General features: G+C 63.5%; 29 protein-coding genes. 22 read left to right on the forward strand and 7 right to left on the reverse strand.

Annotation, left to right across the window (positions count from 1 at the left end; translation table 11 throughout):
- Window positions 1–5: 5 nt before the first annotated feature.
- The 8 genes from AC6I6U_RS20730 (at window position 6) to AC6I6U_RS20765 (ending at window position 8,023) form a co-directional block, all read left to right on the forward strand.
- Complete coding sequence (locus tag AC6I6U_RS20730; protein WP_497883072.1) at window positions 6–761, forward strand: AraC family transcriptional regulator; 756 nt, start codon at window positions 6–8, stop codon at window positions 759–761.
- Window positions 762–1,164: 403 nt separating this feature from the next.
- Window positions 1,165–1,983: an ABC transporter substrate-binding protein gene (locus tag AC6I6U_RS20735; protein ID WP_497877894.1), complete on the forward strand. Its 819-nt coding sequence runs from the start codon at window positions 1,165–1,167 to the stop codon at window positions 1,981–1,983.
- Between the two features lie 10 nt (window positions 1,984–1,993).
- The gene (lhpI, locus tag AC6I6U_RS20740) at window positions 1,994–3,757 is read left to right on the forward strand and encodes a cis-3-hydroxy-L-proline dehydratase (RefSeq protein ID WP_497877895.1); all 1,764 of its coding nucleotides are present in this window, start codon (window positions 1,994–1,996) and stop codon (window positions 3,755–3,757) included.
- Window positions 3,750–4,421: an amino acid ABC transporter permease gene (locus AC6I6U_RS20745; protein WP_497877896.1), complete on the forward strand. Its 672-nt coding sequence runs from the start codon at window positions 3,750–3,752 to the stop codon at window positions 4,419–4,421. Before lhpI ends, AC6I6U_RS20745 begins: the two co-directional genes overlap by 8 nt.
- Before the next feature lie 12 nt (window positions 4,422–4,433).
- The gene (locus AC6I6U_RS20750) at window positions 4,434–5,084 is read left to right on the forward strand and encodes an amino acid ABC transporter permease (RefSeq protein WP_497877897.1); all 651 of its coding nucleotides are present in this window, start codon (window positions 4,434–4,436) and stop codon (window positions 5,082–5,084) included.
- Window positions 5,077–5,799, forward strand: coding sequence for an amino acid ABC transporter ATP-binding protein (locus AC6I6U_RS20755; protein WP_497877898.1), 723 nt, complete (start codon window positions 5,077–5,079; stop codon window positions 5,797–5,799). Before AC6I6U_RS20750 ends, AC6I6U_RS20755 begins: the two co-directional genes overlap by 8 nt.
- Window positions 5,800–5,962: 163 nt before the next feature.
- Window positions 5,963–6,991: a trans-3-hydroxy-L-proline dehydratase gene (locus AC6I6U_RS20760; protein ID WP_497877899.1), complete on the forward strand. Its 1,029-nt coding sequence runs from the start codon at window positions 5,963–5,965 to the stop codon at window positions 6,989–6,991.
- 114 nt (window positions 6,992–7,105) lie between these two features.
- Window positions 7,106–8,023 (forward strand): dihydrodipicolinate synthase family protein, encoded by a 918-nt coding sequence (locus AC6I6U_RS20765; RefSeq protein ID WP_497877900.1) that lies wholly within the window; start codon window positions 7,106–7,108, stop codon window positions 8,021–8,023.
- A gap of 853 nt (window positions 8,024–8,876) precedes the next feature.
- On the opposite strand, the gene AC6I6U_RS20770 is transcribed toward AC6I6U_RS20765, so the two are convergent.
- From AC6I6U_RS20770 to AC6I6U_RS20785, 4 genes are all read right to left on the reverse strand, one after another.
- Window positions 8,877–9,884, reverse strand: a complete 1,008-nt coding sequence (locus AC6I6U_RS20770; RefSeq protein ID WP_497877901.1) for an Ldh family oxidoreductase — start codon at window positions 9,882–9,884, stop codon at window positions 8,877–8,879.
- Between the two features lie 107 nt (window positions 9,885–9,991).
- Window positions 9,992–10,297, reverse strand: coding sequence for an RcnB family protein (locus AC6I6U_RS20775; protein WP_497877902.1), 306 nt, complete (start codon window positions 10,295–10,297; stop codon window positions 9,992–9,994).
- A 148-nt stretch (window positions 10,298–10,445) separates the two neighbouring features.
- Window positions 10,446–12,095 carry a malate dehydrogenase (quinone) gene (gene mqo / locus AC6I6U_RS20780; RefSeq protein ID WP_497877903.1) on the reverse strand — a complete coding sequence of 550 codons (1,650 nt, stop codon included), beginning with the start codon at window positions 12,093–12,095 and terminating at the stop codon, window positions 10,446–10,448.
- Between the two features lie 142 nt (window positions 12,096–12,237).
- Window positions 12,238–12,549, reverse strand: a complete 312-nt coding sequence (locus AC6I6U_RS20785; RefSeq protein WP_497877904.1) for a hypothetical protein — start codon at window positions 12,547–12,549, stop codon at window positions 12,238–12,240.
- A 288-nt stretch (window positions 12,550–12,837) separates the two neighbouring features.
- On the opposite strand from AC6I6U_RS20785, the gene AC6I6U_RS20790 reads away from it, so the two are divergent.
- The 10 genes from AC6I6U_RS20790 (at window position 12,838) to feaR (ending at window position 20,493) form a co-directional block, all read left to right on the forward strand.
- Entirely contained in the window at window positions 12,838–13,857 is a 1,020-nt protein-coding gene (locus AC6I6U_RS20790; protein ID WP_497877905.1) for a LacI family DNA-binding transcriptional regulator, read from the forward strand.
- Window positions 13,841–14,845 (forward strand): ABC transporter substrate-binding protein, encoded by a 1,005-nt coding sequence (locus AC6I6U_RS20795; RefSeq protein WP_497877906.1) that lies wholly within the window; start codon window positions 13,841–13,843, stop codon window positions 14,843–14,845. Before AC6I6U_RS20790 ends, AC6I6U_RS20795 begins: the two co-directional genes overlap by 17 nt.
- Before the next feature lie 96 nt (window positions 14,846–14,941).
- A complete protein-coding gene (locus AC6I6U_RS20800) occupies window positions 14,942–15,715 on the forward strand; it encodes an ABC transporter permease (protein WP_497883073.1) in 774 nt (257 codons plus the stop codon).
- The gene (locus AC6I6U_RS20805) at window positions 15,712–16,506 is read left to right on the forward strand and encodes an ABC transporter permease (protein ID WP_497877907.1); all 795 of its coding nucleotides are present in this window, start codon (window positions 15,712–15,714) and stop codon (window positions 16,504–16,506) included. The genes AC6I6U_RS20800 and AC6I6U_RS20805 overlap by 4 nt, the downstream gene beginning before the upstream one ends.
- The gene (locus tag AC6I6U_RS20810) at window positions 16,503–17,537 is read left to right on the forward strand and encodes an ABC transporter ATP-binding protein (protein WP_497877908.1); all 1,035 of its coding nucleotides are present in this window, start codon (window positions 16,503–16,505) and stop codon (window positions 17,535–17,537) included. The genes AC6I6U_RS20805 and AC6I6U_RS20810 overlap by 4 nt, the downstream gene beginning before the upstream one ends.
- Before the next feature lie 25 nt (window positions 17,538–17,562).
- Window positions 17,563–18,396 (forward strand): phosphodiesterase, encoded by an 834-nt coding sequence (locus AC6I6U_RS20815; RefSeq protein WP_497877909.1) that lies wholly within the window; start codon window positions 17,563–17,565, stop codon window positions 18,394–18,396.
- A 138-nt stretch (window positions 18,397–18,534) separates the two neighbouring features.
- A complete protein-coding gene (locus tag AC6I6U_RS20820; RefSeq protein ID WP_497877910.1) occupies window positions 18,535–18,726 on the forward strand; it encodes a hypothetical protein in 192 nt (63 codons plus the stop codon).
- A gap of 55 nt (window positions 18,727–18,781) precedes the next feature.
- Complete coding sequence (locus AC6I6U_RS20825; protein ID WP_497877911.1) at window positions 18,782–18,973, forward strand: hypothetical protein; 192 nt, start codon at window positions 18,782–18,784, stop codon at window positions 18,971–18,973.
- A gap of 49 nt (window positions 18,974–19,022) precedes the next feature.
- On the forward strand, window positions 19,023–19,397 hold the full coding sequence (locus tag AC6I6U_RS20830) for a nuclear transport factor 2 family protein (protein WP_497877912.1): 375 nt from the start codon (window positions 19,023–19,025) through the stop codon (window positions 19,395–19,397).
- 133 nt (window positions 19,398–19,530) lie between these two features.
- Window positions 19,531–20,493, forward strand: coding sequence for a transcriptional regulator FeaR (feaR, locus tag AC6I6U_RS20835; RefSeq protein WP_497877913.1), 963 nt, complete (start codon window positions 19,531–19,533; stop codon window positions 20,491–20,493).
- Between the two features lie 35 nt (window positions 20,494–20,528).
- On the opposite strand, the gene AC6I6U_RS20840 is transcribed toward feaR, so the two are convergent.
- Window positions 20,529–21,968: an APC family permease gene (locus AC6I6U_RS20840; RefSeq protein ID WP_497877914.1), complete on the reverse strand. Its 1,440-nt coding sequence runs from the start codon at window positions 21,966–21,968 to the stop codon at window positions 20,529–20,531.
- A gap of 178 nt (window positions 21,969–22,146) precedes the next feature.
- On the opposite strand from AC6I6U_RS20840, the gene AC6I6U_RS20845 reads away from it, so the two are divergent.
- Window positions 22,147–22,602 carry a VOC family protein gene (locus AC6I6U_RS20845; protein ID WP_497877915.1) on the forward strand — a complete coding sequence of 152 codons (456 nt, stop codon included), beginning with the start codon at window positions 22,147–22,149 and terminating at the stop codon, window positions 22,600–22,602.
- Here the strand turns inward: AC6I6U_RS20845 and AC6I6U_RS20850 are convergent.
- Window positions 22,580–22,969 (reverse strand): DoxX-like family protein, encoded by a 390-nt coding sequence (locus AC6I6U_RS20850; protein WP_497877916.1) that lies wholly within the window; start codon window positions 22,967–22,969, stop codon window positions 22,580–22,582. The genes AC6I6U_RS20845 and AC6I6U_RS20850 overlap by 23 nt on opposite strands.
- An 11-nt stretch (window positions 22,970–22,980) precedes the next feature.
- Window positions 22,981–23,865 carry a homocysteine S-methyltransferase family protein gene (locus tag AC6I6U_RS20855; protein ID WP_497883074.1) on the reverse strand — a complete coding sequence of 295 codons (885 nt, stop codon included), beginning with the start codon at window positions 23,863–23,865 and terminating at the stop codon, window positions 22,981–22,983.
- Window positions 23,866–23,984: 119 nt separating this feature from the next.
- Here AC6I6U_RS20855 and AC6I6U_RS20860 point away from each other — a divergent pair, with 119 nt between their 5' ends.
- From AC6I6U_RS20860 to AC6I6U_RS20870, 3 genes are all read left to right on the forward strand, one after another.
- On the forward strand, window positions 23,985–24,806 hold the full coding sequence (locus AC6I6U_RS20860; protein ID WP_497877917.1) for an ABC transporter substrate-binding protein: 822 nt from the start codon (window positions 23,985–23,987) through the stop codon (window positions 24,804–24,806).
- Window positions 24,803–25,624 (forward strand): amino acid ABC transporter permease, encoded by an 822-nt coding sequence (locus AC6I6U_RS20865; RefSeq protein WP_497877918.1) that lies wholly within the window; start codon window positions 24,803–24,805, stop codon window positions 25,622–25,624. The genes AC6I6U_RS20860 and AC6I6U_RS20865 overlap by 4 nt, the downstream gene beginning before the upstream one ends.
- Window positions 25,625–25,785: 161 nt before the next feature.
- Window positions 25,786–26,724: an AraC family transcriptional regulator gene (locus AC6I6U_RS20870; RefSeq protein WP_497877919.1), complete on the forward strand. Its 939-nt coding sequence runs from the start codon at window positions 25,786–25,788 to the stop codon at window positions 26,722–26,724.
- Window positions 26,725–26,762 lie beyond the last annotated feature (38 nt).

The raw sequence follows: 26,762 nt of genomic DNA on the forward strand, positions 1-26,762 counted from the left end.
CCGCCATGTATGCCTCGCTCAACAGCTTCAAGCCCTGCGACCTGACCACCCTGCTGAGCAGCCTGCACGCCATCGCACCGTTGCTCGATACCCTGGCCGACGTGGTGTTTTTCATCAAGGACCCCGAGGCCCGCTACGCCTTCGCCAACCACACCCTGGCCCGGCGTTGCGGTTTCAAGCACACCGGACAACTGCTGGGGCTGACCGCCGACCGGGTGTTCCCCGAACGTTTCGGCGCTTCCTACACCGAACAGGATCGTCGGGTGCTGAGCAGTGGTCGCGAGCTGTCCGACCAGTTGGAACTGCACCTGTACTACGGCAACCAGCCGATCTGGTGCCTGACCCACAAGGTGCCACTGCGCGACCCGCAAGGACAGATCGTGGGGCTGGCGGGGATTTCCCGCGACCTGCAATTGCCGCAGTCGAACCACCCGTCCTTTCAGAAGGTCGCGGCGGTGGACGCACATATTCGCGCCCACTTCTCCCAGCCCATCAGCCTGGCCGAACTGACCCGGATCGCCGGCTTGTCGGTCGCGCAACTGGAGCGCCAGTGCAAGCGGATCTTCCAGCTCACGCCACGACAGATGATTCACAAGGCACGCCTGGAAGAAGCTTCACAGCTTCTGTTGCAGGCCGAGCTGCCGATCACCGAGATTGCCTTGCGCTGCGGCTACACCGATCACAGCGCCTTCAGCCGCCAATTCCGCGCGCTGACCGGGTTGTCGCCAAGCCATTATCGCGGGACCCATCGGCAAAGCTGACGGCCTGGCATTGTTGTGGTGAGCAGGATTGTCGGGACGCCGCACCGCCGCTCTCGACGGCAACGCCGCTGTAAACCCTGATGCCTTCCGAGACTCCGCGTTCGCTGGTTTCGGGGGGCTGCGCCCCCAGCGCGGGCAAGCCCGCTCGCCACCACCGTGCATCGATACGCTGTGTTCCGTTAGGGGGCGTACTCCCCACTACCTGCTCCCTTCTGTAACACCGCACACTACCCCACGCCCATCAACCAGAAGAGCCTGCCAACCAAGCAAGCCCCTCTAACCCAAGGCCCGACAACGAATTCACCCACGCGACTGGAATCAGGCACAGTCATTGCTAATCTAATATCGTATACGAAATTCATAATACGATAGCCAACACCACTCACCGACAAACGAGGCATCCATGAAAACTCCCGTTTTTGCCGCAGCGCTCAGTGTGGTTCTCAGCTCTTCCTTCGTCGCCACCGCCCACGCCGACAAGCTCGATGACATCATCAGCTCGGGCAAGCTGCGTTGCGCGGTAACACTCGACTTCCCACCCATGGGCTCGCGTGACGCCAGCAACAAGCCGGTGGGTTTCGACGTCGATTATTGCAACGACCTGGCGAAAGTCCTCGGGGTCACCGCCGAGGTCGTCGAAACACCGTTCGCCGATCGCATCCCGGCCCTGATGTCGGATCGCGTCGATGTCATCACCGCATCCACCTCCGACACCCTCGAACGCGCCAAGACCATCGGCATGACCATCCCCTACTTCGCCTTCCAGATGGTCGTGCTGACCCGCGAAGATACCGGCATCACCAAGTACGAGGACCTCAAGGGCAAGAACGTCGGCAACACCAGCAGCACCTATGAAGCCATCGCCCTGGAGAAGGACCAGAAGAGCTGGGGCAGCGGCAGCTTCCGCGCCTACCAGTCGCAGAACGACACCATCCTGGCCGTGGCCCAGGGGCATATCGATGCCACCGTCGTCACCAATACCGTGGCAGCCGCCACGCTCGCGTCAGGCAAATACAAGGGCCTGAAAGTCGTCGGCAACGCACCCTACGTGATCGACTACGTGTCACTGGGTGCGGCGCGCAACGAGTACGGCCTGATCAACTACCTCAACCTGTTCGTCAACCAGCAGGTGCGTACCGGACGCTACAAGGAACTGTTCACCAAGTGGGTCGGTAAAGAAATTCCACCGACCGACCTGACCGTTCCCCACGTCTACTACTGAGGACAGCTGCATGCCCAGCACGCCCACTGTCCTGACCGGACGCAGCCTGGTCGACGGGTCTGCCCAAGGTTCCCTGCTGTTCGCCGATGTCGGCCTGAGTTTCTGGGGCGGCGTCGACCCGTTCAGCGGCGAGGTGATCGACCGCCATCATCCCCTGAGCGGCGAACACCTGGCCGGTCGCGTGCTGGCCCTACCCAGCGGGCGCGGCTCGTGCACCGGCAGCAGTGTCATGATGGAGGCGATCAGCAATGGTCATGCGCCGGCCGCCCTGGTGCTGGCCGAAGCCGACGAAATCCTGACCCTCGGCGTGCTGGTGGCACAGGTGATTTTCCAGCGTTCCCTGCCGGTGCTGTGCATCGGCCGGGAGGCCTTTGCCACCCTGCGTGGCCAGGCCTTTGCCCGCGTTGAAGGCACGCGCCTGAGCCTGTTCGATGCCTGCCCCGAAGAGGCTTGGCAGGCACCGGCAGTGCCCTCGTCACCCCGCGCGGCGACGGCCAGGCTGGCACTCAGCGAACACGACCAGGACCTGCTGGACGGCCACCATGGCAAGGCCGCCCAGGTGGCCATGCAGATCGTCCTGCAAATGGCCGAACTGCAAGGCGCTCCGGCGCTGCTGGACGTGACCCAGGCGCATATCGACGGCTGCATCTATACCGGGCCGGCGAGCCTGCGCTTTGCCGAACAACTGGTGCAATGGGGCGCGCAGGTGCGTGTCCCGACCACCCTCAATTCCATCTCCGTGGACCAGCGCCGCTGGCGTGAGCTGGGGGTCGACCCGGCACTCGGCGAACCGGCCAGCGCCCTGGGCACGGCCTACATGGCCATGGGCGCGCAACTGAGCTACACCTGCGCGCCCTACCTGCTCGACAGTGCGCCCAAGGCCGGCGAGCAGATCGTCTGGGCCGAGTCCAACGCCGTGGTCTATGCCAACAGCGTGCTCGGTGCGCGGACCCAGAAGTACCCCGACTACCTGGATATCTGCATCGCCCTGACCGGTCGTGCGCCACTGACCGGCTGCCACCTGGCCGAACAGCGCAAGGCACAATTGCAGATCGAGGTGCCCGCGCTGGAAAACCTCGACGACGCCTTCTATCCGCTGCTCGGCTACCACGTCGGCATGCTCTGCGGCAGCCACATCCCGCTCATACGCGGACTGGAGCGCAGCCAGCCCGGCCTCGACGACCTCAAGGCATTTGGCGCGGCGTTCGCCACCACCTCGGCGGCCCCCCTGTTCCATATCGCCGGGGTCACTCCGGAAGCCCTCGACCCGACGCAAGTGGCGAGTGAATCGCTCCCCGTGGAACGCATCAACCTGGGAGACCTGCTGGACAGCTGGCAGGAGCTGAACAGCGCCCGCACCCCAGCCGTGGACGTCATCTCGCTGGGCAACCCGCACTTCTCCCTTGGCGAATTCGCCCACTTGGCGCGACTGTGCCAGGGCCGCCACAAGCATCCCTCGGTGGTCGTGGCGATCACCTGTGGCCGGGCCGTACTGGAGCAAGCCCGCGCAGCAGGCCACTTGCAGGCTATCGACGCCTTCGGCGCCATGCTGATCACCGACACCTGCTGGTGCATGGTCGGCGAACCAGTAATCCCGCCCGGCGCCCGGACCCTGATGACCAACTCTGGCAAATACGCCCACTACGCACCCGGCCTGGTCGGGCGCAGCGTGCACTTCGCCAACCTCGCCGAATGCGTCGACAGCGCCTGCACCGCGCGCGCCAGCGGACGCCTGCCGGCCTGGTTGCAACAGGAGGAAGCGGCTCATGTTTAACTTCAACTACACCTTCCAGTGGCGCGCAGCGTTCCGGGCCCTGCCCGACATGCTCGGCGGTGCCTGGGTGACGTTCGAAACCGCAGCGCTGTCGATGATCCTCGGCGTGCTGATCGCCCTCACCCTGACAGTGATGCGCGAGGCCAGGCAGCCGGTGCTGCGTGGCTTCGCCAATGGCTGGGTGTCGATTGCCCGCAACACCCCGTCGCTGTTCCAGATCTACATCCTGTACTTCGGCCTCGGTTCGCTGGGGCTGCATGTCAGTTCGTGGCTGGCGCTGCTGGCCGGAATCACCTTCAACAACGCCGGCTACCTGGCGGAAAACTTTCGTGGCGGCCTCAAGGCGGTGCCCGGCACCCAGATGCGCGCCGCCCGCTCGCTGGGCATGAGCGCCTTCCAGGCCTACCGGATGATCGTCGTGCCGCAACTGCTGCGGGTGGTGTTCTATCCCCTGACCAACCAGATGGTCTGGGCGGTGCTGATGACGTCGCTGGGGGTGGTCGTCGGGCTCAACAACGACCTGACCGGGGTGACCCAGGAATACAACGTCAGGACGTTCCGCACCTTCGAATACTTCGCCATCGCGGCCGTGCTGTATTACCTGATCGCCAAGGCGATCGTCGCGGTGGCCCGGCTGTTGTCCTGGCGGCTGTTCCGTTACTGAGGGGGCTGATCCATGTTTTCCACGAGTCTTACCGCCAATGACCTGCTGTTCCTGCTCAGCGGCGCCTGGGTCACGCTGCAACTGACGTTCTGGTCGATCCTGTTGGGCAGCGTCGCCGGCCTGCTGTTCGGCCTGCTCCGCGCACTGCTGCCACGGGCAAGCCTGCCGCTGGCCTGGGTGCTGGACGTGTTTCGCAGCGTGCCGCTGCTGATCCAGTTCGTGCTGTTCAACTCGTTCAAGAGCCTCATCGGCCTGAAGATCAGCGCCTTCTCGGTGGGCTGCATCGTGCTGGGAATCTATGCCGCCGCGTACTTCACCGAAATCGTGCGCAGCGGCGTGCTCTCGGTGCCGCCGAGCGTACGCCGGGCCAGCCGCTCGCTGGGGCTGAGCTACCTGCAGGACCTGCGCTGGATCGTCCTGCCGATGGCCACCCGGGTGGCCTTTCCCGGCTGGCTGAACCTGGTGCTGGGGGTCATGAAGGACACCGCGCTGGTGATGTGGATCGGCATCATCGAACTGCTGCGCGCCTCGCAAACCATCGTCACGCGCATCCAGGAACCGCTGCTGGTGCTGTGCATCGCGGGCCTTATCTACTACGTCATGAGCCTGGTGGTCGCTCGCCTGGGTGCTCGTCTGGAAAGAAGGTGGCAGGAAAATGATTGAGATCGACAACGTACACAAATCCTTCGGCGACCTGGAAGTGGTCAAGGGCGTCAGCCTGACGGTGAACAAGGGCGAGGTGGTGTCGATCATCGGCGGCTCCGGTTCCGGCAAGTCGACCCTGCTGATGTGCATCAACGGCCTGGAGTCGATCCACAAGGGCAGCATCCGGGTCGATGGCATTGAGGTCCACGACCGTGCCACCGACCTGAACAAGCTGCGGCAGAAGATCGGCATCGTGTTCCAGCAGTGGAACGCCTTCCCCCACCTGACCGTGCTGGAGAATGTGATGCTGGCGCCGCGCAAGGTGCTCGGCAGGAGCAGGCAGGAAGCCGAGGAACTGGCGGTGCGGCAACTGACCCACGTGGGCCTGGGCGACAAGCTCAAAACCTTCCCCGGCAAGCTTTCCGGTGGTCAGCAACAGCGCATGGCGATCGCCCGCGCCCTGGCCATGTCGCCGGACTACATGCTGTTCGACGAAGCCACCTCGGCGCTCGACCCGCAACTGGTCGGCGAGGTACTGGACACCATGCGCATGCTGGCCGAAGACGGCATGACCATGGTCCTGGTGACCCACGAGATCCGCTTCGCCCGGGACGTTTCCGACCGCGTGGCGTTCTTTCGCAATGGCCTGGTGCACGAGATCGGCGCGCCGGACCAGGTCATCGGCAACCCGCAGCAGCCGGAAACGGCGGCGTTTCTCAAATCAGTGAAATGACTGAACACGCTGTTGAAATCAACAGCGTCCCTGTAGGAGCGGGGCTTGCCCGCGAAAGCAATGGTAAAGCGGCCACGGTTGCGAAGTGAATGGCCGCCCTTGGCGGTTCGCGAGCAAGCTCGGCTCCTACAGGATCAGTGAGCTGTCAAAAGAGGAGTATGCAATGCGTTCTTCGAAGATCGTTCATGTAGTCAGTTGCCACGCCGAAGGCGAAGTCGGCGATGTGATCGTCGGCGGCGTCGCCCCGCCACCAGGTGCCACGGTGTGGGAGCAGTCGCGCTGGATCGCCCAGGATGAAACCCTGCGCAATTTCGTCCTCAACGAACCACGCGGCGGGGTGTTCCGTCACGTCAACCTGCTGGTGCCGGCCAAGGACCCACGGGCACAGATGGCCTGGATCATCATGGAGCCGGCCGACACGCCGCCGATGTCCGGTTCCAACTCGCTCTGTGTGTCCACGGTGCTGCTCGACAGCGGCATCCTGCCCATGACCGAGCCGCAGACCCGGCTGGTACTGGAGGCTCCCGGCGGCCTGATCGAGGCCGTGGCCGAGTGCAAGGACGGCAAGGTCCAGCGGGTGGAGATCAGGAACGTGCCGTCGTTCGCCGATCGGCTCGACGCCTGGATCGAAGTCGAGGGCCTGGGCTCGATCAAGGTCGACACTGCCTATGGCGGCGACAGCTTCGCCATCGTCGATGCCCAGCCCCTGGGATTCGCCATTCGCCCTGACGAGGCCAGGGACCTGGTCGAGACCGGCCTGAAGATCACCCGTGCCGCCAACGAGCAACTGGGGTTCGTCCACCCGCTGAACCCGAACTGGTCGCACATTTCCTTCTGCCAGATCGCCGCGCCGCTGGTCTACGAGAACGGCGTCGCCAGCGGAGCCAACGCCGTGGTCATCCGTCCCGGCAAGATCGACCGCTCGCCCTGCGGCACCGGCTGCTCGGCGCGCATGGCGGTGTTGCAGGCCAAGGGCGTGCTGAAGGTCGGCGATCGCTTCATCGGCCGCTCGATCATCGGTTCCGAATTCCATTGCCGCATCGATTCCCGGACCGAACTGGCCGGACGCGAGGCCATCTACCCGTGCCTGTCCGGCCGGGCCTGGATCACCGGCACCCACCAGTTGCTGCTGGACCCGGCCGACCCATGGCCAAAGGGTTATCGTCTGTCGGACACCTGGCCTGGAGCCTGACTCGTTCCCATTGCCACACCCCCAGGCGCTGGAATGGCGCTCGATGAGACACATGAATCACCGATTTTTATCAGCAACATCGTATACGAAATACAATTAAACCAGGAGTCAATCATGAGCAAACGTATCAACTGGAGCGGCGTCTTCCCCGCCGTCACCACGCAGTTCAACGACGACTTTTCCATCAACCTGGAAAAGACCCACCAAGTGATCTCCAACGTGATCCGCGACGGCGTCTCGGGCCTGGTGGTCTGTGGCTCTGTCGGGGAAAACACCTCGCTGACCGCCGAGGAAAAGATCGCTGTCACCGAGGTCGCGGTGGACGCCTCCAAGGGTCGGGTGCCGGTGATCTGCGGCGTTGCCGAGTTCACCAGCGTGCAGGCGGCCAAGGTCGCCAACGCGGTGCGCCAGGTCGGGGTCGACGGGGTGATGCTGATGCCGGCGCTGGTGTATGGTTCCAAGCCGTTCGAGACCGCCGAGCACTACCGCTATGTGGCCAGGCACGCCGACGTGCCGCTGATGGTCTACAACAACCCGCCGATATACAAGAACGACGTGACGCCGGACATCCTGATTTCCCTGGCCGACTGCGACAACGTGGTGTGCTTCAAGGACTCCTCTGGCGATACCCGCCGTTTCATCGACGTGCGTAATGAAGTCGGCGACCGTTTCGTGCTGTTCGCCGGCCTCGACGACGTGGTGCTGGAGAGCATTGCGGTGGGTGCGGAGGGTTGGGTGTCTGGGATGTCCAACGTGTTCCCCAAGGAAGGCGAGACCATTTTCCGCCTGGCCAAGGCTGGCCGCTTCGCCGAAGCGATGCCGATCTATGAGTGGCTGATGCCGATCCTGCACCTCGATGCGCGGCCGGACCTGGTGCAGTGCATCAAGCTGTGCGAAGCCATCGCCGGCCGTGGCAGCGCCCTGACCCGCCCACCGCGCCTGGCGCTGCCGGAGGTGGACCGGGTGTTCGTCGAGCAGATCATGGCGAAGGCCTTGGCCAATCGGCCGGCATTGCCGGATGTAGGCCTCTGAGACGGGAACCGGGGCAGCCTGCCGACCCGGCAGTGCCTGCCCCACCACATTGGCTGCCTTCTCTCATTGTGGCGAGCGGGCTTGCCCGCGCTAGGCTTTGCAGCAGCCCTGAAGCCAGGCACCGCGCTGTGTCAGGTATTCCGCGTCAGCAGGTAATGGGGCTGCCTTGCAGCCCAACGCGGGCAAGCCCGCTCGCCACACGTGGGGTCTTCGCCTCATCCTGGGAGGCCCTGATGTGAAGCTCTGGGTCTGGTCAGGGTCTGCCTGCCATTGCCCAACGCCTGCTCAACCGTAATACCTGCCTCTCCTCCCCTGTGGCGAGCGGGCTTGCCCGCGCTGGGCTGTGCAGCAGCCCTGAAGCCAGGCACCGCGCTGTGTCAGGTACTTCGCGTCAGCTGGTACTGGGGCTGCCTTGCAGCCCAACGCGGGCAAGCCCGCTCGCCACACGTGGGGTCTTCGCCTCATCCTGGGAGGCCCTGATGTGAAGCTCTGGGTCTGGTCAGGGTCTGCCTGCCATTGCCCAACGCCTGCTCAACCGTAATACCTGCCTCTCCTCCCCTGTGGCAAGCCCGCTCGCCACACGTGGGGTCTTCGCCTCATCCTGGGAGACCCTGATGTGAAGCTCTGGGTCTGGCTAGGGTCTGCCTGCCATTGCCCAATGCCTGCTCAACCGTAATACCTGCCCCTCCTCCCCTGTGGCGAGCGGGCTTGCCCGCGCTGGGCTGCGCAGCAGCCCTGAAGCCAGGCACCGCGCTGTGTCAGGTATTCCGCGTCAGCAGGTAATGGGGCTGCCTTGCAGCCCAACGCGGGCAAGCCCGCTCGCCACAATGTTCACTCTCCACAATACTCACCCTCACTCAAGCAATGCCTTGAGGTCGCGGTACAGCGCTTCGGGGATCTCCACGCCGTGCTCCCGGCTACGCTCGCGAGCCTCATAGCGGCGCTGCGATGGCAACCGCGCGCCCTGCCCCTGGATACTCTCGAACAACTGTTCGGCCCGCTCCAGGTGCTGTTCAGTGGCATTTCCCAGAAATCGCCGTGGATCAAGAACGATGATCATCTCGCCATGGTACGGCGAGGACTTGCTGCCCGCGTCATGGGCCAGCGATTCGGCGCTGGTGAGGTCGCCAATCAACGGTCCGGCGATCAACTCCACCATCGCCGCCAGCGCCGAGCCCTTGTGCCCGCCAAACGTCAGCATCGCTCCGAGGTCGAGTACCACGTTCGGGTCGGTACTCGGCTGCCCCTGGGCATCCACGCCCCAGCCCTGGGGAATGGCTTTGCCGGCCCGTCGATGCAGTTCGATCTCGCCACGGGCAATGGCACTGGTGGCAAAGTCGAAGACAAACGGCTCGCGCCCCGGACGCGGCCAGCCAAAGGCGATTGGATTGGTGCCGAACACTGGCCGGTTGCCGCCGGCCGGCGCCACCCAGGCATGGCTCGGGGTAAAGGCCAGCGCCACCAGCCCGGCCTCGGTCAGTTGCTCGATCTCGACCCACAAGGCGGAAAAATGCACGCAGCGGTTGATCGCCAACGCGGCAATGCCGGTGGCCCTGGCCTTCTCCACCAACGAGGGCAAACCGGCCTGGAACGCCAGTTGGGAGAACCCGCCGGCGGCATCGACCCGCACGATCGACGGAGCCTGGTCGATCACCTCGGGCTCGGCAGCGGCCTCGACCTTGCCGGCCTTGCGTGAGGCAACGCAACCAAGCACCCGGTACAAACCATGGGAAGCACAGCCATCGCGTTCGCCGGCCGTCACCGTATCGGCCACGGCATTGGCATGGGCGGGGCTGAAACCGTTGTGCAGCAGGATCGATTTGGCCAGGTCATGGGCCTGGTCGAGGGTCAGTCGAGTCATGGGCAGCTCCAGAAGAAAGTCTCCCAGAGTTGCCTATCGGCCCGCCCGAAGCTTGATCGGTTTGCCCGGCAGTCGTGACGAATTCGGCACAGCTGCCGGGGCGGAACTCAATGCTTGACCGGCTTGAGTTCGATGATCTTGCCGTTGGTGATCGCCACCAGCACGTACTGGTTCTTGATCTTCACCCATTGGCTGTCTTCCTCGGGCGCATGCAGGCCACGCTTTTTCCAGTCGTGCAATGCCTCCGACTCACGCTGATAGACCGCCGGCGCACGATCCCCCACCACCAGCTCACCGCTGCTGAAGGTCGACGGGACTTTTTCCTCGGTGGACTCCGCCGCCTGCAGCGGCAACGTGACAGCGGCCGAACAGGCCAACAGGGACAAGCCGGCAATCAGGGACTTCACGGTCATGGACGACTCCTTGGTTCAAGACGGATGCAAAAGATCTGACCACGGCACGCTGAAATCATTCGATTCATCCGGGCTGGCGAACGCCGGATGCAAAAACGCCACTCGATTGAGTGGCGTTTTCGTGAGGCTCAAAATTCGCTCAGGTCGCTTACAGCGCCATGTCGGACTTCGGATCCTCAACCTGCGGCTTGTCGGTCGCAGCAGGTGCTGCAGCCGGCGCCGCCGCGGTCTGACCGATCACCGGAGGGGTGGCCAGTTGCAGGATTTCGGCAGTGTAGTTCCACTCTTTCTGCACGGCTTCAGGGTTGCCGTTCAGCTTGGTGCCGTAGCTAGGAACGATCTGGTGCAGCTTTTCCTGCCAGGCAGGCGTCGCCACCTTGTCCTTGAAGATCTTTTCCAGCACGCCGAGCATGATCGGCGCAGCAGTCGAGGCACCTGGCGATGCACCCAGCAGGCCGGCGATGCTGTTGTCCTTGGCCGCCACCACTTCGGTGCCAAGCTTCAGGACGCCGCCCTTCTCTTCGTCACGCTTGATGATCTGCACGCGCTGACCGGCCTGCCACAGGCGCCAGTCTTCTTTCTTCGCCTCTGGGAAGTACTCTTTCAGGGCGTTGAAGCGATCGTCATCCGACATCATCAGTTGGCCGCCCAAGTACTGGACCAGGTCGAACTGGTCGATACCCACGCGGGTCATTGGCCAGAAGTTGTGGGTGGTGGTGCTGGTCAGCAGGTCGAAGTACGAACCGTTCTTCAGGAACTTGGTGGAGAAGGTCGCGAATGGGCCAAACAGGATCACGCGCTTGCCGTCCAGCACGCGGGTGTCCAGGTGCGGAACCGACATGGGCGGTGCACCGGTCGACGCGATACCGTAGGCCTTGGCCATGTGCTTGAGGGCGATGTCCTGGTTGTCGGTCACCAGGAACGAACCACCTACCGGGAAGGCAGCATAGTCGTTGGCTTCCGGGATACCGGACTTCTGCAGCAGGTGCAGCGCACCGCCACCGGCACCGATGAACACGAACTTGGCGTCGGTCGCGGTTTCGCTACCGTCCTTCAGGTTCTTGTAGGTGACGTGCCAGCTGCCGTCTTCATTGCGCTTGATGTCCTGCACTTCGCTGGACAGCTTGAGCTTGAAGTTCGGCTGGGCCTGCAGGTGGGCGACGTACTGGCGGGTGATCTCGCCGAAGTTCACGTCGGTGCCGATCGGGGTCCAGGTCGCGGCGATCTTCTGCTTGGGATCACGCCCTTGCATCATCAGCGGGACCCACTTCTTGATCTGCTCCTGATCTTCGGTGTACTGCATGCCGCTGAACAGCGGGCTGGTCTGCAGTGCAGTGTAGCGATCCTTGAGGAACTTGACGTTATCGTCACCCCACATGAAGCTCATGTGCGGGGTGGAGTTGATGAACGAATGCGGATTCTTCAGCACGCCCTGACGCACCTGCCAGGACAGGAACTGACGGGTGATCTGGAACGACTCGTTGATCTCGATCGCCTTGGAGATGTCGATCTTGCCGTCTTTGCCGTAAGGGGTGTAGTTCGACTCGGCCAGTGCCGAGTGACCGGTACCGGCGTTGTTCCAGCCGTTGGAGCTTTCTTCGGCGACGCCGTCGAGACGCTCGACCATTTCCATCGACCAGTCAGGCTGCAGCTCATTCAACCAGATACCCAGGGTCGAACTCATGATCCCGCCGCCGATCAGCAGCACATCGACCTTCTTGGACTCGGCCGCGAACGAGGACGAAACCCCCATCGACAAGGCCAGGCCCAACAGCGCCGTGTTCACTTTTTTCAACATATTGTCATCCTACGATAGACGCCATCCGCTCCTCCGCTCTCGCTCATGCAGGGCCGCGACGCACGGAAACACCGTGGACTCCCGCACTCGAAAAACTGGAGGATGGGCACACAAGGCCGCCACGAATGGCTCGGCCTCACTTTTAATGTCGCTCCTGCGCTGACTTCTTATCGTTGTTGGCTTCAGCTGACTTGAGTGACACGAATTCTGTTGGTGCGCGGTCGCACACACTGCCGGCAGCGCAGCCGCCTGGCTCCGGCCCCCGCCGACGAACAGGCCACTTGGCGACCGGATAGTCGACCAATACGCGGCTTTCAGGGCAGTCCGGCTCCGGAAAAACGGAGAGACTGGCCAGCATCGATGGTGGCAGAAATGCCATTGTCTCCTGCGTACGTAAATACGTCAAAAAAAGTGTCGTTTTCCTACCTTTTTTCGACCAAAGACTGACAGTCATTTGACAAAATTCATGATAGCTGAATTTGGCAATTCCACTCTGACAGTGACCTTATCTATCGCCTGACAGTGCGTTTTCGCGGATGATCCAGCTCCTGCAGGGTTAGCGTCGTTCTCAAGCCATGCACTCCGTGGGAGCCGGATTTACCGAGGCGTCGGACCGCCGCGAATGCGCCAGTGGCAACAACACCGCCACCCACGACTTCAAACTGTCATCGCTTCTTTATCTTTTCGCCATCTTCGACCCGTACTGTCGCCGCCCAATGAGATCGATCTCAAGGACGCGACAATGACCGACTTGAAAGAAGTGGCCCGTCTGGCCGGGGTTTCCCGGGCGACCGCGGCCCGAACATTCGCCACTCCCGAAGTGGTGCGCCCTGCAACCCGCGAGCAGGTCTTCGCTGCCGCCCGCGAGCTGGGCTTTCGTCCCAACCACCTAGGTCGTCAACTGCGCCTGCAGCAGACCAACCTGATCGGCGTGGTGGTGCCCAACCTGCTCAACCCGGTGTTCGCCGAGCAGTTCCAGGCCATGGAACGTGCCGCCAGCGCCTGGGGCTACAACCTGCTGCTGGCGACCACCGACTACGCCGCCGAACGCGAAAGCGCGGTGGTCGAGGAACTGCTGCGCCAGCGCGTCGACGGCCTGATCCTCACCGTCACCGACGTCGAGCAGAACACCCTGCTGGAAAACCTGGCCTGCGAGGACACGCCGTTCGTGCTCGCCTACCACCAGCCGGACAACACCGACTATTGCGCAGTTTCGGTCGACAACCGCGCCGGCATGGCCCTGGCCACCCGCTACCTGCTCGAAGCCGGCCACACGCGCATCGGCATGGTCGCCGGCCCGGCCCTGCAATCGGACCGCGCTCGCCTGCGCTACGCCGGCTACTGCGACGCCATGCAGGAGCGCAACCTGGCGCCCCTGCCGGTGATCGAGATGCCGGCCCACACCCGCGCCGACTTCAGCGCCATCGAACCGCTGCTGCGCGGCCCCCAGGCACCCAGCGCGCTGGTCTGCTCCAACGACCTGCTGGCCATCAGCCTGATCGCCGAACTGCGCCGCAACGGCTGGGGCGTGCCTGAACAACTGTCGGTGATCGGCTTCGACGGCATTGCCATCGGCACCCAGATGCACCCGACCCTGTGCAGCGTGGTCCAGCCGATCACCACCCTGGCGAACACCGTGATCGAGCACCTGCTGGCGCGAATCAACGGCGCCAGTCCCACTTCCCAGTGCCTGCCCTGTCATATCCGGCCCGGCGAAAGCATGCGGCCCTACGAGGAGACGCTTCATGAACCCGCTCAGTAAGACCCTGGCGGCGCTGCTGCTCGGCAGTATCGCCAGCCTCGCCCATGCAGCCGAAACCGCGATCTGCTACAACTGCCCGCCCGAATGGGCCGACTGGGGCAGCCAGCTCAAGGCCATCGCCGCCAGCACCGGCGTGCAGGTGCCGCTGGACAACAAGAACTCCGGCCAGGCCCTGGCGCAACTGGTGGCCGAGCGCGCAGCGCCGGTGGCCGACGTGGTCTACTACGGCGTGACCTTTGGCCTGCAGGCGCAGAAAGCCGGGGTCCTGGGCGACTACAAGCCCAAGCACTGGGACGAGATTCCCGCCGGTCTCAAGGACCCGGCCGGCCACTGGTTCGCGATCCACTCCGGCACCCTCGGCCTGATGGTCAACGTCGATGCCCTCGGCGGCCTGCCCGTGCCGCAAGGCTGGGCCGACCTGCTCAAGCCTGAATACAAGGGCATGGTCGGGTACCTCGACCCGTCCAGCGCCTTCGTCGGCTATGTCTCGGCGGTGGCGATCAACCAGGCCATGGGCGGTACCCTGGACAACTTCGCCCCGGCCATCGACTACTTCCAGAAACTGGCGAAGAACGCACCGATCGTGCCCAAGCAGACCGCCTATGCGCGGGTGCTCTCGGGTGAACTGCCGATCCTGGTGGACTACGACTTCAACGCCTACCGCGCCCGCTACAAGGACCAGGCCAACGTCGACTTCGTGATTCCGAAAGAAGGCAGCCTCAGCGTGCCCTACGTGATGAGTCTGGTCGGCAACGCTCCGCATCGGGCCAACGCCCAGAAGGTCCTGGACTTCGTGCTGTCGGACCAGGGCCAGGCCCTGTGGGCCAATGCCTACCTGCGCCCGGTACGGCAAATGAAGATGCCGGCCGACGTGGCCGCGCGCTTTCTGCCGGACAGCGACTACGCCCGCGCCGGCGTGGTCGACTACGAACACATGGCTGCCGTGCAGGAAGCCTTCGCCGCTCGCTACCTGAGCGAGGTGAAGTAGGTGTCATTGGTGCTCGACAATCACCTGGCCACCCGCCCGCGCAGTGGGCCGCGGCTGCGCCTGCCCTCGGCGGCGACCTGGGCACTGGCACCGGCCATGGCGCTGCTGCTGGCGTTCTGGCTGTTGCCGCTGGCCCACCTGGTGCTGCTCGGCGCGCAAAGCCGCGATGCCGGTGGCAGTGGTTACTGGCAGGTACTGAGCAGCTCGCAGTACCTGGAAAGCCTGTTGCAGACCACCCTGCTGGCAGCGTTGACCACCCTGGCCGCCCTGCTGGTCGGCGGCATCAGCGGGGTGTTCCTGGCCCGCCAGCAGTTCTTCGGTCGCTCACTGCTGGTGGCCCTGCTGACCTTTCCGCTGGCCTTCCCCGGCGTGGTGGTGGGTTTCCTGGTGATCCTGCTGGCCGGACGCCAAGGCCTGTTCGCCCAGCTCGGCCTGCAACTGGCCGGCGAGCGCTGGATTTTCGCCTACTCCCTGGCCGGCCTGTTTCTCGGCTACCTGTACTTCTCCATTCCGCGGGTGATTCTCACCGTGATGGCCGCCTGCGAGAGTCTTGACCGCAGCCTGGAGGAAGCCGCCCGCTCCCTCGGCGCCGGGCTCTGGCCAGTGGTGCGCGACGTGATCGTGCCCGGCCTGGCGCCGGCACTGGTGTCCTGCGGAGCGATCTGCTTCGCCACCTCGATGGGCGCCTTCGGCACCGCCTTCACCCTCGGCACGCGGCTCAACGTCACCCCGGTGGCGATCTACAACGTGTTCACCAACTACGCTAACTTCGCCGTGGCTGCGGCGCTGTCGGTGGTGCTCGGTGGCCTGACCTGGCTGGTGTTGCTGCTGGCACGGCGGCTGGTCAAGCAGTCGGGGAGCGTGCTGTGAAACGCTCGAGACTGTTTTTCGTGCAGTTGGCATTCACCCTGCTGGTCTGCGCCTTCATGCTGGTGCCGGTGCTGCTGTCCCTGCTCGCCGGGCTCACCCGCAACTATTTCCAGGGCCTGTCCAGCGGGCTGACGTTCGCCTGGCTGGTCCAGGTCTGGCAGGCCTATGCCGACACCGTCTGGCTGTCCCTGCAACTGGCCCTGGCCTGCGCCGTCTGCGTCTGCGTGATCGGCGTGCCGGCTGCCTACGCCCTGGTGCGGATGAACAACCGCTTCAGCCGCGCCGTCGAGGAACTGATGGTGCTGCCGGTGGCAATGCCGGGCCTGGCCAGTGCGCTGGCACTGCTGCTGACCTACGGCCAGTTCGGCGCCTTCCGTGGCAGTTGGCTGTTCATCCTGGTCGGTCATGTGCTGTTCACCCTGCCCTTCCTGGTACGCCCGGTGATGGCGGTGATGCAGCGCCAGCAACTGCCGCTGCTCGAAGAGGCTGCGGCGAGCCTGGGCGCCGGTCCCTGGCAGCGCTTTTTCAGCGTGGTGGTACCCAACAGCCGCGCCGGGATTCTCGCCGGGGTGCTGATGGTGGTCACCCTGTCTCTCGGCGAGTTCAACCTGACCTGGATGCTCCACACCCCGATGACCAAGACCCTGCCCGTGGGCCTGGCCGACAGCTACGCCTCGGCGCGGCTGGAAGTCGCCAGCGCCTACACGCTGATTTTCCTCTTGCTGATCGTGCCGCTGCTGATTGCGCTGCAGGCCATCAGTGCCCGTCTGTCCCGAGGAGTACGCCCATGACCGGCACCCCGATTCACTTGCAAGGCTGCCGCAAGAGCTTTTCCGATGGCACGGTGGCCGTGCACGCGCTGGACCTGGAGATCCAGCCCGGCGAGATCCTGGCCATCCTCGGCCCGTCCGGTTGCGGCAAGACCACCACCCTGCGCCTGATCGCCGGTCTGGAGCGCCCCGACAGCGGCCAGGTGTGGTTCGGCCAGCAGGATGTCACCGGTCTGCCGATCGAGCGTCGCGACGTTGGCATGGTGTTCCAGAACTATGCGCTGTTCCCCAACCTCAACGTCGCCGAAAATGTGGTCTACGGGCTCAAGGTCCGTGGCGTCGCCGCCGCCGAGCGCAAGCGGCGCTGCGCCGAGCTGTTGGAACTGGTGGGCCTTGAAGCCTACGGCCAGCGCAGCATTCATGAACTGTCCGGTGGTCAGCGCCAGCGGGTCGCCCTCGCCCGTGCATTGGCTCCACGGCCTCGGGTCCTGCTGCTGGACGAACCGCTGGCGGCGCTGGACGCCCAGTTGCGCGAACGCCTGCGCAGCGAACTCGACCAATTGCTGCGCAGCCTCGGCATCACCTCGGTGTTCGTCACCCACGACCAGGGCGAAGCCATGGCCCTCGGTGATCGCATCCTGGTGATGGAGCACGGCCGTGTCGCCCAACTGGGGACGCCACGAGAGATCTACCAGCAGCCGGCCAACGCCTTCGTCGCCGGCTTCGTCGGCAACCTCAACGCCTTCAACGTGCTCGAGTATCCCCGTGACGGCCTGCGGGTCGACGGCGGCGAACTGCCCTGGAGCGGCACGCAACAACCGGCCACGGTCTATTGCCGCCCCGAACACCTGCGCGTGATGGAAAACGGCGCCGGGCATCTGCGCGGCCGCCTGCTCGGGCAGTTCTTCCAGGGAGCCCAGAGCCGCCTGCTGGTGGACGTCGGAGCCGCGCAACCGCTGCTGGTGGACAGCAGCGATGCGCAGGTCCACGTCACCGGCGCGCCGATTTCCCTGGTCATCGAGCCCCAGGCGTTGTTCACCCTGCAATCGTGATGATTTCTCCGTACGAGAGGTTTCCTTGAATTCTTCGTTTCTAATCGCCCAGATCAGCGACCTGCACCTCAAGGCTGGGCAGCGCCTGACCTACGGCGTGGTCGACACCCTGGCCGCCTTGCGCCACGCCGTCGATCACCTGAACGCAAGCATCCCGCGCCCGGACATCGTGGTAATCAGCGGCGACCTGGTCGACTTCGGCCAGCCCGCTGAGTACGCCGTACTCGCCCCGGAGCTGGCGCGCCTACAGATGCCCTGCTACCTGGTGCCCGGCAACCACGACCACCGCGAGCACCTGCTGGCCGGCCTGCCTGAACACCACTACCTGCCGCGCAAGGCCGGCGGTCCACTGGACTGGGTAGTGGACGAGCACCCGGTACGCCTGATTGGCCTAGACTCGACCACGCCCGGTGCCCATGGCGGCTGCGTCACGGACGCGCAACTCGAATGGCTCGACAAGCAGTTGGGACTGCGTCCCGAAACACCGACGCTGCTGATCCTCCACCATCCGCCGTTCATCACCGGCATCGGCCACATGGACCGCGAGTCGTTTCAGAACGCTCCGGCGCTGGAAGCGGTGATTGCCCGCCATCCGCAGGTCGAGCGCCTGCTCTGCGGGCATATGCACCGGCCCATGCAGCGGCGCTTTGGCGGCAGTATCAGTTGCGTATGTCCGGGGACGTCCCACCAGATCGTGCTGGATCTGCAGGACGCGGCCCCGGCGCATTTCAACCTGGAGCCGGCCGGGTACCTGCTGCATGCCTGGCACCCGCAGCGTGGGCTGGTGACACATAACGGCGTGTTCGGGGAATATGCGGGGCCGTATCCGTTTTATGATGAGAATGGGTTGATTGACTGAGCCTGGAATGTAACTCAGCTCAAGACCTGTAATGGTGGTCACGAGCTGAAACACCGCTGCACTTTAAAAATCCTCTCCATGGGCGCAGCATTCACCCATCAGGACTGCCGCTGCCCTACCTTACGCTGGATTACCTCGATGCTGAGAGAAGACCGAGAAGACTTGGAACTGGAGAATCTATCGGTCACAAACCGCAAATGTCTGGCGGAAACACGAAAGCTGAATGCAGAAGAAAAAAAGATCAAGCGTGAAGCTCTCCTGTACCCCTTCGTCGTCGGGGCTGGGCTGCTTACCGCTTTGGTCACCTTGTTCACTTTCCTCGACAGATAATCAGCAGAATCAAAGCAATTGCATGCCTGTCGATGCCCTTCCAATGAGGAAAATCATGCATAGCCGATATCCCAAACCTTCAAGCAGGCAGTCTGAAGAACTGCAGCAGATACGTGCCGAACTGGCCATGCTCAACAAGGAAATGAGCAGTCCGAGCAGTGATTTCTACCAGGTCTGGTTGCCATTCGTGCTAGGTGCCTGCACGGCGCTGGGCGTCTTCATCCTTGTCTCGTTGATGCGGCACTAGCACATGACTGTCCCCAACAAGTAAAAAGCACTCGGACGACCTTTCGGAAGTGGAACTGCTCGATACCCTGCAACAGCTGGAAACCAGCCTGCATCGCCCCGAGGTACGCAATGACCCTGCCCGCCTCGACAGCCTCCTGCATCCGGACTTCCAGGAGATCGGCCGCTCAGGCAATCGTTACTCGAGGGACGAGGTGTTGCGCGATCTCGTACAGAGCCAAGCGCATCCCACGCTCATGAGCAGGGACTTCTCCCTGCGCAGGATTTCCGACGATGTCGCCCTGCTCACCTACAAATCCGCAGAAGTCGAGCGCGATGGCGACCTGACGAACCTCGCCTTCAGGTCATCGATCTGGAAGCACACAACTCAGGGCTGGCAGATGTTCTTTCACCAGGGCACGCCAACTGCCGCGTTTGCACTATAGGTCCGCTCTCTACGCGAAACCTGAAATTCGGCGGTATCTAGACGAACTCCGTTAACATGTTATCTTTCCATCCGCCGCCACCACTGGCGGCGACATTGCACCCATTACAAGAACAAGCGTGCAGAGGTGGAAAATGAAAGGGTTCACCCAGAACGATGATCGCTTTCAGGGACGTGATGGCTTCGGCCGCTGGGAACACGCCCTGCAGGCCCACTGCGGGGCATTTCACTGTGAACCGCCGCCGGGCCAAGCCATCGCCGGCTTTTCCGGACGCATCATCGCCCCCGCCGTCGACCCGACGCGAGTGGGCGCCCGGATCATCAGCAACAGCCCGCATATCCACCGCGGACGCAACGATATTCGCCAGGACGACACCGACTGTTTCTTCCTCGTGCACCAATCCAGCGGCACTGCCCGAATAGAGCATGGAGAGCAGCAAAGCCTGCTGCAGCCTGGCGACATGGTGCTGCTCGATGCCACCCGGCCCTGTGATATTCGCTTCCAGGGCATGGCCGGCCAATTGTCGTTGATCCTGCCGCGCCACACGGTGCAGCGGCTTGTATCCGGGCGCCGGCTGCTGCTCAACCGTACACTGCGCGCCAATTCGGGACCGGGCCGAATCGCTGGCGCACTGGTCAGCGAACTGTTCGAAAGCCGCAGCGACAACCAGCAAGAGACAGAGGCCATGATGGACGCACTATTGCGTCTGATTCAGCCGCTGATGAGCGAAGACACACGGCAACAATCCTCTTACGCTCCACGCCCCCAGGTTCAATTGCTGAACAAGGTGCAACAGACGATCAACGACGACCTCGCCAACCCCGAACTGAGCCCGACGCTGATTGCCCGGAACATCGGCTGCTCGCTGCGCACGCTGCACCGACTGTTCGCCCATGAGGGCATGACCATTGGCCGCTACATCATGGAGCGTCGCCTGGAACGTTGCGCCGAGGCACTGGCGCAGCACGTCGATAAACAGAAGATCTCGGCCGTCGCGCTCGACTGGGGCTTCAGCGACCTGAGCCACTTCTCCCGAGCCTTCAAGGCCCGCTATGGCCAGTCACCGAAGCACTACCGCCTGGCTAGCGGCACCTGAAACACGCAGCCGCCCCAGGGACCGGCTGCGTGCTATCAGACTTCGCCCAGCACCCGCCCCAGATTCTGGTAGACCAGCGGCCGCCGCCAGCGCAGGTAGCCGGCCAGCAGCAGGCCGGATATCGCGACACCGAGCATGCCCAGTGGAATCAGTTGATTGAAAATCGACTCACCACCGGTCAACAACGCCATGTTGATCACGATCAGGTAGATGCCGTAGCCCAACGCGCCCGCACTCAGCAGCGGCGCGATCAGCCGCTGCCAGAGGTTGCTGCCTTTTGTATCGCGACGGAAGAAGGCGATGACCGAAATCGATGCCATCACCTGCACCGCGAGGATTCCCAAGGTGGCAGGCGCACTCCCCAACGGCAGGACCTGGGTGATCGGGTCGGCCCCCTGCACACCGCAAGCGGCAATGATCAGCAACGCCAGCAAAGTCTGGAAGGTACTGGCCAACCAAGGGGTTTGATGCCGTGCATGGGTGACCGCGAACAGCCGGGCCAGTATCCCTTCCCGCCCCAAGGCGAACAGGTAGCGCGACAGCGAATTGTGGAAACTGAGCAAGACGGCGAACAGACTGGTGATCAGCAATACATGGATCGAATCGCCGAGCAGCGGCCCCACCCACTCGTTCGCCAGGCGGAACCACACTGCGCCCGGATCCTGCTCGATGAAGGCGGTTGCATTGGACGGTCCGATGGCAACGATCATCAGCCACGACGACAGGGCATAGAAGCCCATGATGATCAGCAGCGCGAGGAAAGTCGCACGCGGCAGGGTCTTGTGCGGGTCACGCGCTTCCTCGGCGTAGATCGCGGTGGTCTCGAACCCCATGAAGGCGCCGCCGACGAACACCAGCGCCGCCCCCAGCCCGGGAGCCAGGACACTCGACGGCTGCAACGGTGCCAGGCTGAAGCCTTCAGGACCGCCATGATGGACGACCACTGCCAGGTCGAAGATGGCAATGACCACCAGCTCGGCGAGCATCAACCAGGCCAGGAAACGTCCGTTGAACTCGACGTTACGGGTGCCGAAACAGAGGATCAGCACGGCGTAGCCCATGCTCGCCAGCCACCACGAAAGGCTGATGCCGAAGCTTTCCAGTGCCTGCGCGGTAAAGAAACCGATCAGGCCATAGCAGGCGATCTGCATGCCGGCGTACGCGGTGATGGCCAGGAAGGCCGACGCTGTACCGCAAGGCCGCCCCAGTCCGCTGGAAACGTAGGCGTAAAACGCCCCGGCATTGCGGATGTGCCGGCCCATGGCGACGAACCCGACCGCAAACAACAGGTACACCAGCCCAGCCAGCAGAAACACGCCCGGCAGTCCTACGCCGTTGCCCATCAGGATCGCCGTGGGCACTACACCGACCAGCCCGGTCAGCGGCCCATTGGTGGCAATCACGAAAAACACGATGCTCCACATGCCCAGGGCATTCTTGCGCAACGTGCCGGTTGTCTGAATATTCGCACTCATGGCATTCATCCGGAGTTATTGAAGTTGTTGTGTCCGAACTCGGAGGTGGTCGGGAGGCCAGCTTAAGAGCCCGCCGCCAAGGACGTCTTGGCGACAGGTGCCACTGTTTGACTGACAGTGACAGGACAACTTCCAACGGGCCGATTTATGCTGTGGATTTGATCAAGGGAGGCAGGTAATGGAACTGAAGTTCAGCCACGTAGACGTACTGGTCAATGACCTCGAAGAAGCCTGTGCCTATTACGCCCAGATCCTCCAGGCGAAGATTTCCACGACACAGGTCTGGGATCGTGGCGGCCTGCATGTACGTTATGCCGTTGCCCTGATCGGGCAGGAACGTTTCATGCTGGTCCAGCCGCTGGCGGGTAATCTCAGGCAACTGCTCGGCACGGTGGGCGAAGGCATGATCTATCGCCATTGCTACACCACTCCGGACATCGAGAAAGCCTACGACGAACTGGTCGCCTCCGGTGTCCAGCCGGAAGACGAGAACGGCAGGCCACTGAGCCGCGAGGACCTGCAGTCGCCATCCGGAACACGCATCATCTGGCTGCCCAAGCGTTTCGGGCACTTCTCCATCGAAATACTGGAAGAGAAGACGCTGGGGGCCTTCATCGAGAAGGCGTTTGCCTGACGCTATCCCGGGTGATCAACGCAATCGCACACAACGCCATCCCAGCCACATTCAGCGATACCGGATTGAAGGCATCGACCAGCATCGCCGGCTGCATCACCGCCACGTCCACCAGCAGGCCCAGCAATACGGCCGCCGCCACGATCAGCGGCCAGCCGAGCCTGGGCATGAGCAGCAACACGGCCAGGATCAGTTCCGCCACGCCAGCCGCTTGTGACAGCCAGGTGGCGTCGCCCAGGCCATGAGCCTGCAGCAGTACTCGTTCACCAGGGCTCAGGACAAGGAGCTTGGGCACCAGGCCATGGTAGGCGAAGATGAACGCGAGGCTGGCGCGGGCGAGCCAGTGGGTCTGCTGCAGTGGATCCATGGTTCGCTCACTCAAGCCAGGTTGCGCTTGAGTTCGGCGATATGCTCCGGGCCGATACCGCAGCAGCCACCGATCATGCTGGCGCCGCGTTGCTGCCAGTCCCGAGCCCATGCCAGGTAGCCCGGCGGGTCGAGGTCTTCGCGCAACTCATCGAGGCCATCATTGGCGGTGGCTTTCTTGGGCTGCGGCGGGAAGGCGTTGGCATAGGCGCCGATGGCGATATCGGCGTCGAGACGCTCGATCACCGAGCGCGCCACATCCACCGCCGCACCGATGACTTCGGGCTGGCTGCAGTTGAACAGCACGGCGCCGACGCCCAGGCCCGCCACCGCCTCGATGGCCTCGGCCACCGGTTCGCCGGAGCGCAGGCGCGGCGTTTCGTCGACATCTTCGTCCTGCAGGGTGAACGACACCCAGAACGGTTTGCCGTCAGCCGGCAGGTGGGCATGGATCGCACGGACCTCGGCGATCAGGCTCTGGGTTTCCGCCAGCCACAGGTCGACGTGCGGGGCCAGGCCTTCGAGCAGTGGCGTGAGGACCTCGGCCACTCGCTGCGGCTGGAACAGGTCTGGCCGGTAGGAGCCGAACAGCGGCGGCAGCGAACCCGCCACTCGCACCGGAGTGGCGCTGGCGTCGGCGGCGGTCCGCGCCAGCTTGCCGGCGATTTGCGCCAGCTGCCGCCCTTCGCGGGCAAAGCGTTCCTCACCGATATGGAATGGCACCACCGCATAGCTGTTGCTGGTGATCACCTGCGCACCCGCCGCGATGAACGATGCGTGTACCCCGACGACCGCTTCGGGGGCTTCGCTCAGCGCCAGCGCGGACCACTCCGGTTGGCGAAACGGCGCACCGCTGCGCTGCAGCTCACGCCCCATGCCACCGTCCAGCACCACCATCGATCGTTGTTTCATATAACTTCCTTGAATGTGCTTATGAAGAAAATTCACTATATTCAGTGCACTTATAGCTATTTAATAGCTTAATTCAATTTTCAGCCAACTTTTCAGGAGCTTACATGCGTTTTCCTTCCTTGCTCGGTGCCGGGCTGCTCGCTCTCGCTGCTACCTCACAGGCGTTTGCCGGTGCCACTCTCGATCGTGTCGAGTCACGCAAGGAACTGGTCAACGTGCTGATGGAAAGCTATCCGCCGTTTTCCTTCCTGAATGACCAGAACCAGCTCGACGGTTTCGACGTCGATGTGGCCAAGGCGGTCGCACAAAAGCTCGGCGTCAAGCTGCGCCTGGAAACACCGTCGTGGGACGTGATCGCCGCCGGTCGCTGGAGCGGTCGCTACGACGTCTGCATCTGCTCGATGACCCCGAGCAAGGCGCGGGCCGAAGTGTTCGACTTCCCGGTGGAGTACTACGCCTCGCCTGCGGTGATCGTCGTCAACGCCAAGGATGATCGCATCCACTCGGCCAAGGACCTGGATGGCCGCAAGGTCGGCCTGACCAGCGCGTCCAGCTACGAGAGCTACCTGAATAAGAACCTGGTGATCGAAGGCGCCGAAGACAAGAAGATCGACTACCCCTTCGACTTCGTCCAGATCGCCCCCTATGACACCGACAACGTCGCCTTCCAGGACCTGGGCCTGGGCGCCGGCGTGCGCCTGGACGCGATCCTGACCAACCTGGTGACCGCACAACCGCGCCTGGACCAGGACAAACGCTTCAAGCTGGCGGGAGCCCCGCTGTATGAAGAGCCCAACTCGGTCGCCATCGAGAAAGGCGACCCCGAGTGGGACGCGAAGGTCCGCCAGGTGTTCGCCGAATTGAAGGCCGACGGCACCCTGGCCCGCCTGTCGCAGAAGTGGATCGGCGCCGACATCAGCAAATGAGTGCCTTCCAGCCTGCCCCGAAGCCCGTGGCCCGTGCCGCGGGCCCTCGCCTGTTGAGCTTTCGCACCCGCCTGTACCTGACCTGGCTGGTGCTGTTCGCCCTGTTCGTCGCGTTCTTCCTGAGTTTCGACCTGAAATTCTCGATCATCGTCGACAAGTTCCCCAATCTGGCCGGCTTCAAGCTGGGCCCGAACGGTTTCCTGCAGGGCGCGGCGCTGACCCTGTTCCTCTGCCTGTGCTCGATGCTGGTCTCGGTCCTGTTCGGCTTCGCCGCCGCCCTCGCGCGGTTGTCGCAAAGCGCGGTACTGGTGGGGGTCGCCAGCTTCTACACCTCGTTCTTTCGCGGCACACCGCTGCTGATCCAGATCCTGCTGATCTACCTGGGCCTGCCGCAACTGGGCATGGTGCCGGGAGCGATCAGCGCCGGCATCATCGCCCTGTCGCTCAACTACGGGGCCTACCTCAGCGAAATCTTCCGCGCCGGCATCCTCGGCGTCGCTCGCGGCCAGCGTGAGGCAGCGTTGGCCCTGGGCATGCGCGGGCCACAGATCTTCCGGCACGTGATCCTGCCCCAGGCCATGCGGGTGATCATTCCACCCACTGCCAACCAGTTCATCTCGATGCTCAAGGACTCGTCGCTGATTTCGGTGATGGGGGTATGGGAAGTGATGTTCCTCGCCCAGTCCTATGGCCGCTCCAGCTATCGCTATCTGGAGATGCTGACCACTGCGGCGGTGATCTACTGGCTGCTGTCGATCCTGCTGGAACTGGTACAGGCGCGTCTGGAACGGCACTTCGGCAAGGCCTACCAGCGTTGATGGCGAAGGATGGCGACTGCGCCATCCATTCGACAATAATTATCATTTACATCAAGACAAAAACGCTTATCCTAGATCCCCACTGCGCTCCAGGTACCCCCGGATGGACTCGCCGCCCCGGTGCCTGACGCCTTCGGTCATTGGCTTCTGGGAGATATGCCGTGTCTACCCCAACCTCCAACCCCGCAGCATCGCTGCCCACCGATCTCAACCCAGGCTACGCCCGCTTCGACCTGCCCAGGCACCATGGCAGTGGCTGGACCGACATTCATCGCATCGCCCATGGCATCAGCCTCGCCCGTGGCCAGTACGATTTCGCCGGCACCTTCGAAGACCACTACGTGCAACCGCCCAATTGCCTGACCATCAAGATCATGGTCGCCGGCGAACTGCACTTGAAGGTGCCCGAGCAGCACAAGCCGACCGTCTACCGCGGCGCTGGCGTGATGCTGCGCCAAGGCAGCGAAGAGCAGACCTTCAACCGCGAGATGGTCGGACACTTCAGCGGTGTATCGATCGAAGTGCCCACGCCGCTGCTGGAACAACTGTTCGAAGACCAGGCCGAGACCATCGGTGGCCCGAACGGCACCGAGTTGCTGCTCGACAACGAACATCTGTGCCACACCCTCGGCATGGCGACCGCCAGCACCCTGCTCACCAGCGCCATGCACACCACGATCGGTCGCCTGCACGCCGAAGCGGCAGCCTTGCAGATGCTCGCCCAACTGGTCGACCACAAGCCCTGGCAGCAAGGCCCGCAGTTGCCCCTGCGCCAGCGGGTGGCGGTGCGCGATGCCCGCGACATCCTCCACAGCGAGTTCGCCTACGGCCACTCCATCGCCTCGCTGGCCCGGCGCGTGGGCATCAACGAGTGCTACCTGAAATCGGCCTTCAAGGCCGCGACCGGCCAGACCATCGCCCAGTACCTGCGCGAGGTGCGCATGCAACAGGCACGGGGGCTGCTCGAAGCGGGAGAATGCAGCGTGCTGCAGGCTTGCGAGTTCGTCGGCTACTCCAATCCGGGCCAGTTCGCGGCGGCCTTCCGGCGCATCCATGGCGTCGCACCGGCCAGCGTCAAGGGGATCAGGGACACCCTCTGAAGTGAAGTTTTCCCGAATGGGACCGTAAATTCCCGCAT

The organism is Pseudomonas sp. UTLPPB19802, from assembly GCF_059730225.1.